At 70.6% G+C, this 7,202-nt stretch carries 8 protein-coding genes; 3 read left to right on the top strand and 5 right to left on the bottom strand.

Annotated features, from left to right (window positions below):
* Positions 1-564, bottom strand: a 564-nt coding sequence (locus Q0379_RS21010; protein WP_299016358.1) for a UTRA domain-containing protein, incomplete at its 3' end; no start/stop codon positions are given.
* A gap of 134 nt (positions 565-698) precedes the next feature.
* Between Q0379_RS21010 and hutH the strand changes: the two genes are divergently transcribed.
* Positions 699-2,225 carry a histidine ammonia-lyase gene (gene hutH, locus Q0379_RS21005; RefSeq protein ID WP_299016349.1) on the top strand — a complete coding sequence of 509 codons (1,527 nt, stop codon included), beginning with the start codon at positions 699-701 and terminating at the stop codon, positions 2,223-2,225.
* 7 nt (positions 2,226-2,232) lie between these two features.
* Here the strand turns inward: hutH and Q0379_RS21000 are convergent, their stop codons facing one another.
* Both Q0379_RS21000 and Q0379_RS20995 read right to left on the bottom strand, forming a co-directional pair.
* Positions 2,233-3,780, bottom strand: coding sequence for a glycine betaine ABC transporter substrate-binding protein (locus Q0379_RS21000; RefSeq protein ID WP_299016346.1), 1,548 nt, complete (start codon positions 3,778-3,780; stop codon positions 2,233-2,235).
* Positions 3,773-4,537 carry an ABC transporter ATP-binding protein gene (locus Q0379_RS20995; RefSeq protein WP_299016344.1) on the bottom strand — a complete coding sequence of 255 codons (765 nt, stop codon included), beginning with the start codon at positions 4,535-4,537 and terminating at the stop codon, positions 3,773-3,775. The genes Q0379_RS21000 and Q0379_RS20995 overlap by 8 nt, the downstream gene beginning before the upstream one ends.
* A 149-nt stretch (positions 4,538-4,686) precedes the next feature.
* On the opposite strand from Q0379_RS20995, the gene Q0379_RS20990 reads away from it, so the two are divergent.
* Positions 4,687-4,839, top strand: a complete 153-nt coding sequence (locus Q0379_RS20990) for a hypothetical protein (RefSeq protein WP_299016341.1) — start codon at positions 4,687-4,689, stop codon at positions 4,837-4,839.
* Between the two features lie 75 nt (positions 4,840-4,914).
* Here the strand turns inward: Q0379_RS20990 and Q0379_RS20985 are convergent, their stop codons facing one another.
* Positions 4,915-5,787 carry a LysR substrate-binding domain-containing protein gene (locus Q0379_RS20985; protein ID WP_299016338.1) on the bottom strand — a complete coding sequence of 291 codons (873 nt, stop codon included), beginning with the start codon at positions 5,785-5,787 and terminating at the stop codon, positions 4,915-4,917.
* A 120-nt stretch (positions 5,788-5,907) separates the two neighbouring features.
* On the opposite strand from Q0379_RS20985, the gene Q0379_RS20980 reads away from it, so the two are divergent.
* Entirely contained in the window at positions 5,908-6,891 is a 984-nt protein-coding gene (locus Q0379_RS20980) for a sodium-dependent bicarbonate transport family permease (protein WP_299016335.1), read from the top strand.
* Here Q0379_RS20980 and fliE read toward each other — a convergent pair.
* Complete coding sequence (gene fliE / locus Q0379_RS20975) at positions 6,888-7,199, bottom strand: flagellar hook-basal body complex protein FliE (protein ID WP_099536429.1); 312 nt, start codon at positions 7,197-7,199, stop codon at positions 6,888-6,890. The genes Q0379_RS20980 and fliE overlap by 4 nt on opposite strands.
* Positions 7,200-7,202: the final 3 nt, after the last annotated feature.

Raw genomic sequence — 7,202 nt, 5'->3', positions numbered from 1 at the left:
GGCCAGCAGGCCGGCGACCTCGGCGTTGGCGTTGACCGCGCTGATCCGGCTCTCGGCCTCGCTCCAGGCGACATGCTCCAGCAGCCAGGCGCCGGGGGTCTCTGCGGTGAAGTCGGCGGCCTCGATGTCCGGCGCGGCCTTCAGCGACACAAGCCGCCGCTCCAGGGCGAACGGCCGTCCTCCGGCGTCGTGGACGCCGTCGAGGGCGAGCAGCTTGCCGCCGGCCGCCAGTTCGAACTCGCCCGGCGCGTCGCGATCCGCATCGCGCACGACACGCGCCAGAAGCCGGAAGGCGTAGGCCTCGCCCCGCGCCTCGATCTCGGCCTGGATGTCGGGGATGTTCAGGACGGGCGCATGCACTTTGGGCCGCGCCACGAACGAGCCGGCCCGCTTGCGGCGCACGATCAGCCCGGCCTCGACCAGCGCGGTCATGGCCCTGCTAACGGTCATGCGGGCGCAGCCGTACTGCCTCATCAGTTCCGTCTCGAAGGGGACACGGTGGCCTGGCGGCCAGGCGCCGGAGCGGATGCGTGCCTCGATCTCGGCGCGGATGCGCTGGTGCATCGGCGCCTCGGTCACTCCCGAAACCGCTTGAGTTCCCGCGTCGGTCACTGGACAAGCCTCGTTGTTCGCAAATATGCCTATACATATTCGAGGGCGGTGCAAAGAACCGACCCGAGACGCCTCTGGAGACCTGAGTGACCGAGCTTGTGCTGAACCCCGGCGACGTGGCGCTGGCGGACTGGAAGGCGATCTATCGCGGCGCGAGCGCTCGCCTGGCGGACGACGCCTGGCCGGTGATCGCGGCCAGCGCCGAGGCGGTGCAGCGCATCCTGGCCAAGGGCGAGCCGATCTACGGAATCAACACCGGCTTCGGAAAGCTGGCCAGCGTCCGGATCGGCGACGAAGACCTGGCGACCCTGCAGAGGAACATCGTCCTGTCCCACGCCGCCGGCGTCGGCGCGCCCTCGCCCATTCCGGTGATCCGCCTGATGATGGTGCTGAAGCTGGCCAGCCTGGCGCAGGGGGCTTCGGGCGTGCGGGTCGAGACCGTGCGCCTGCTGGAAGCGATGCTGCTCAAGGGCCTGACGCCGGTCGTCCCCTGCCAGGGCTCGGTCGGCGCCTCGGGCGACCTCGCGCCGCTGTCGCACATGGCCGCGACCATGATCGGGGTCGGTGAGATCTTCGTCGGCGAGGCCCGCATCCCGGCCGCCGAAGCTTTGCGCAGGGCGGGCCTGGCGCCGCTGACCTTGGGCCCCAAGGAGGGCTTGGCCCTGCTGAACGGCACCCAGTTCTCGACCGCCAACGCCTTGGCCGGCCTGTTCGAGGCCGAGCGTCTGTTCCAGACGGCCCTGGTCACCGGCGCCCTGTCGACCGAGGCCGCCAAGGGCTCGGACACCCCCTTCGATCCGCGCATCCACCAGCTGCGCCGCCACGCCGGCCAGATCGAGACCGCCGCCGCCCTGCGCGCCCTGATGGCCGGCTCGGCCATCCGCGCCTCGCACCTGAAGGAGGACGAGCGGGTGCAGGACCCCTACTGCCTGCGCTGCCAGCCCCAGGTGATGGGCGCGGCGCTGGACGTGCTGCGTCAGGCCGCCGCCACCCTGGCGACCGAGGCCAACGGCGTCTCGGACAATCCCTTGATCTTCCCGGAAGCCGACGAGGCCCTGTCGGGCGGCAATTTCCACGCCGAGCCGGTGGCCTTCGCCGCCGACATGATCGCCCTGGCCGTCTGCGAGATCGGCTCGATCGCCGAGCGCCGCATCGCCATGCTGGTCGATCCGGCGCTGTCGGGCCTGCCCGCCTTCCTCACGCCGAAGCCTGGCCTGAACTCAGGCTTCATGATCCCGCAGGTGACCGCCGCGGCCCTGGTCTCGGAGAACAAGCAAAAGGCCTATCCGGCCAGCGTCGACTCCATCCCGACCTCCGCGAACCAGGAGGACCATGTCTCGATGGCCGCCCATGGCGCGCGCCGCCTGCTGGGCATGGTCGAAAACGCCGACGCGGTGCTGGGGATCGAACTGCTGGCGGCTGCGCAAGGCTGCGATTTCCACGCCCCGCTGCGGTCCAGCGCCGTGCTGGAGGCGGTGCGCGCCGTGACTCGGGACAAGGTCCCCTACCTCTCCGACGACCGCCACTTCCACCCGGACCTTGAGGCCGCCAACGCCCTGGTGCGCTCGGGCGCGGTGATTGGGGCGACGGCGGGTTTGCCAGGCGTGGCCTGAGGCGCGCTCAGCGCGCCAGCATCGCCGCCGCCTCGGCCGGGCTCTTCTTGCCCGTATCGCGATCGACGGCGTAGTTGGCCGCCTGCATCGCCTGGAGGCTGATCGCGCCGCTTAACGGCCGCAGGGCCTCGAGCAGGCGCCGATCCGCCGCCCGCTTCGCGGCGACCAGGATCACCGCATCGTAGGGCGGCAGAGCGCCCTTCGGGTCGGTCAGCAGAACGAGGTCGTCGGCCGCGATCCGCCCGTCGGACGAAAAGGCCGAGATCACGTCAGCCTCGCGGCTCTGCAGCGCCCGGTACATGAAGGTCGGCTGGAACTGACGCTTGGCCTTGAAGCTGAGGCCGTAGGCCTTCTCCACCGCCGCCCATTCGGGACGTGAGAAGAACTCCAGGTCGCCGCCCATGGTCAGCTCTGGCGCGTGGGCGGCCAGATCGGACAGGGACCGGATCCCCAGCTGCTCGGCGCGATCGCGGCGCATGGCCAGGGCGTAAGCGTTCTCGAAGCCCAGCGGGGCCAGCAGGAGAACGCCATCGCGCGCCTTCAACTCGGTCCGCAACCCGTCGAGCACCGCCTGGCGGCCGGGGTTGTCCTGGCGGTTCAGCACATTGGCCCAGAGCGTGCCGGAATAGTCGACATAGGCGTCGATCTCGCCCGCCGCGAGCGCGCGATAGGCCACGGCCGAGCCGAGATTCACCCGCCGCTGCACGCTCGCCCCCTCGCGCTCCAGCCGCCCCGCCATCATCTCGGCCAGGATGTACTGCTCGGAGAAGTTCTTGGCGCCGATCACGTAGGACGGCCGCCCTTGGGCCAGCACACCGATCGCCAACGGCGCCAGGGCCGCGACGAGGCCGATCACCAGACCCAGGCCGCCGACCCAGAGGCGCTTGCCGTCGCGATGCGCCACGCCCGCCTCGATCAGCCCCAGCAGCCCATCGACCACCAGCGCCAGTCCGGCCGAGGCCGCGCAGCCAACCAGCACCGCCACCCAGTCCTCGGTCTGCAAGCCCGAGAAGATGTAGTCGCCCAGCGAGGTTTGGCCGACCGGCGTCGACAGCGTCGCCGCGCCGATCGTCCAGACCGCCGCCGTGCGCACGCCGGCCATGATCACCGGCGCGGACAGGGGCAGCTCCACCCGCCACAGCCGCTGGCGATCGGTCATCCCCACGCCCTTGGCTGCTTCGACCACCGACGGATCGATGCCCGAAACTCCGGCGGCCGCGTTCCGCAGGATCGGCAGCATCGAATACAGCGTCAGGGCCAGCAGCGACGGCAGGAAGCCCAGGGCCGGGAAGCCGTGGCCCAGGCCCCTCTCAGCCAGGCCGGAAAGCAACAGCAGGATCGGATAGAACAGGGCCAGCAAGGCCAGGCTGGGGATCGTCTGCACCAGCCCGGCGCTGGCGAGGGCGATCCACTTCAGGCGCGGGCTGCGCGCCGCGGCGATGCCCAGCGGCAGGGCGATGGCGAGGCCGAGCGCCAGGGCCGAAGCGGACAAAGCCACATGCCAGCCGAGGCGCTCGGGCAGCACGGCCAGCGCGGCGTCGAGACGATCAGCCACGGGCCAGCTCCGCGAGGCGCTCAGCTTGTCGTTTCGGCGCGGCGATCAGGTCGGCGACCACGGCGTCTGGATGTCCCGCCAGCAGCGCGCGCGGCGGGGCGTGGGCCAGCACCTTCCCATCCGCCATCACCACCACCTCGTCGGCCAGCAGCAGAGCCTCGCCCACATCGTGGGTGACCATGACCGTCGTCAGGCCCAGCGCCTCGTGCAGCCGCCGGACGTCGTCGGCCAGGGCCACGCGGACCACCGGGTCCAGGGCGCCGAACGGCTCGTCCATCAGCAGGATCGACGGCCGCGCGGCCAGGGCGCGGGCGACGCCCACACGCTGGCGCTGACCGCCGGAGAGCTGCGCCGGCGCGCGATCGGCCAGCTCGCGCGGCAGGGCGACCAGATCAAGCAGCTCCGCCGTTCGCGCGGCGATGGTCTCGCTCGGCCAGCCCAGCAGCGTCGGCGTGATGCCGATGTTCTGGGCGACGCTCATGTGGGGGAAGAGGCCGGTCTCCTGAAAGACATAGCCGATGCCCCTGCGCAGCGCCGGACCAGGACGAAGGGCGATGTCCTCGCCATCGACCAGCACGCGCCCCGAGGTCGGCGTGATCAGGCCGTTGATCAGCTTCAGCAACGTGGTCTTGCCCGCGCCGGATCCGCCGACCAGGGCGACGAAGCGGCCCTTGGCGATGCGCAGGTCGGTCCGCCCCAGGACGGTCTGGCCGCCATACGCCTTGCTCACCCGGTCGAGAACGATGGCGTCGGTCATGCGGGCTCCGGGCGGCGCTGAGAATCGACCTTCGCCGGTTCCAAGCCGGAAATCAAAGCCGGGGTGCGACAAGGCGGCGCGCGACAGGTCGTCCGGTTCGCGAAAGCCGAGTCAATCTCGACCATGGGCGCATGGTTAAGGAGCGCTTGATGCCCCTCGCGTCGCAGACCCGTCCGTTCGATCCCCGCGCCCGTCGGCCCCGCCAGTGGCCGCTGGGCGTCGCGGTGTTCATCGCGGCCGTGCTGAACGCAATCGTCTGGGGCGGGCTCTTATCGGTCGCCCGCGCGTTCCTGCGTCTGTGAGCGTAGCGTTTTTGCTTTTTCTCCCCCGAGCGACTTGAAGGCCGCGCCTCCGGGCGCGGCTCTTTTTTCGTCGGTTCAGCCCCGCTGGGCGACCGCGCGGTCCAGGGCCGCCAGCACGTGCTCGGCCAGCCGATCGGCCGCCGGACCAGCCTCGCGATTGCGGATCAGGGCGATCTCGCCGTCGGCCAGGGGCGGCGCCTCGCCGGCCAGAATGGCGAGGTCGTCAGGGACCATGGCGCGCGGCAGGACCGAGACGCCCAGCCCCGCCCGCAGCGCCGCCAGCTGCCCCGCCACCGACGGGCTCGTATAGGCAATGCGCCAGGCGCGTCCGGCCTCGTCCAGAGCCGTGGTCGCGCGGCGGCGATAGACGCAGGGCGACGGCGCGGCGATCAGCGAGACGATCTTGCTGGACGCCAGGTCCTCGCCGTCCCGCCCCACCCAGACCAGCGGCTCGCGCCAGACCCGCACCCCCAGTTCGCCGCCCAGCGGTTCGCGTTTAACCAGCGCCAGGTCCAGCTCTCCGGCGCTCATCTTGTCCAGAAGGCGAAGGGTCAGGTCGCAGGTCACCGACAGAGCAATGCGCGGATGGCTGCGGGCGAAGGCGCCCAGCACAGCCGGCAGATGGGCGGTGGCGAAGTCCTCCGGCGCGCCCATCCGGACCTCGCCCTCGACCTCGTCGGCCGCCAGCGCCGCGACGATGTCGTCATTGACCCGCAGCAGCCGCCGGGCCTGGGCCAGGAACACCTCGCCCTTGTCGGTCAGGCTGACCCGGCGCGCGTCGCGTTGGAACAGGGGCTCGCCGATCAGGTCCTCCAGCCGCCGCACCTGCAGGCTGACCGCCGACTGGGAGCGGCCCAGGCGCTCGCCGGCGCGGGTGAAGCTGCGGCTTTCGCTGACCATGACAAAGGCGCGGACCAGGTCGAGGTCGAGATTCGTCGCGTTCGGCATCGGTCCAGCCATTACAATTCGTCATGATTAGCATGCGGAGGATTATCTTATCGAATTGATCAAGCTTGGCTAGAGCACCGCCGCGCCTCGTTCAGGGGGCGCGGCAAGGAGCTCTTTCAGATGGATCTGGCCCAGGGTCTGGCGCAGGCCGCCGGCAATCTCACCCAGCCGGCGGTGCTGTTCTTCGTGCTTGGAGCGGGGGCGGCGTTGGCCGGCTCGCCGCTGCGGCTGCCCAAGGGGGCGATGAGCTTCCTGTCGATGTACCTGATGCTGTGCATCGGCTTCAAAGGCGGGGCGGAGGCCCGCGCGCACCGGCTGGACCCCACCTTCGTCAGCGCCGCCGTCGCGGGCCTGGGCCTAGCCCTGCTGTTGCCCGTTCTGGCCTACGGCGCGATGCGAAAGGTCGGCCTGACCAGCCTGAACAGCGCGGCGGTCGCGGCGCACTACGGCTCGGTCTCGGTCGTGACCTTCGCGGCCGCCCAAAGCTATCTGGGATCCATCGGTCATCATCCGGCCGGCTACATGTCGGCGGTTCTGGCCCTGATGGAGACGCCCGGGGTGCTGGTCGCCGTCACCCTGGCCAAGCTGATGTCGCCGAACGAAGCGCGCTCGGCCTCAACAGGCAAACTGCTGCACGAGGCGCTGCTGAATCCCGCCGCCGTGGTGTTGCTGGGCAGTTTCGCCATCGGCCTGATCGCCACCGCGCCGAATGCGGCCAAGCTGAATGTCTTCGTCGGCCCGGTGTTCCAGGGCGTCCTGTGCCTGTTCCTGCTGGAGCTGGGCGTGACGGCGGCCGAGCGGCTGCGGGCCTGGCGCGAAGTGCGGCCGGCGGTCGTGGCGATGGGTGTCGTCCTGCCCCTGATGGGCGCGGCCCTGGCGCTGGGCCTGGGCTGGCTGGTTGGCCTGCGTAACGGCGAACTGGCGGCCCTAACGACCCTGGCCGGCTCGGCCTCCTACATCGCCGCGCCCGCGGCGATCCGGCTGACCCTGCCAAAGGCGGACGCGGGCCTCTGCCTGACGCTGTCCCTGGGGGTCACCTTCCCCTTCAACATCCTGCTGGGCATTCCGCTCTACGCCCAGCTGGCTCTAGCGCTGAGCCGCTAGATCGGCATCCGCATGATTTCCTGGTAGGCCGAGATCACCTGATCGCGGACGGACATCACCGTCTCCAGGCTGGCCTCGGCCGAGCTGATGGCGGTCACGACGTCGACCAGTTCGGCCTTGCCGGCCACCTGGTCGGCGATCTTGTGCTCGGCGACCTTGGAGGCCTTGGTCGCGTCGGTCATGGCCGACTTCAGGATGTCGCCGAAGTCGAGGCCGTTCTTCTGGCCGCCGCCGATCGAACCGACGGAGCCGACGCCCATGGCGCCCGAATTGGCGTAGGCCTTGGCGGCGGCGAGCGCGGTGATCATGGC

This window comes from uncultured Caulobacter sp. (genome assembly GCF_937900395.1).
Taxonomy (GTDB): Bacteria; Pseudomonadota; Alphaproteobacteria; order Caulobacterales; family Caulobacteraceae; genus Caulobacter.
The sequence above is the reverse complement of the archived record's forward strand: the minus strand, read 5'-3'. Positions and strand labels throughout refer to the sequence as shown.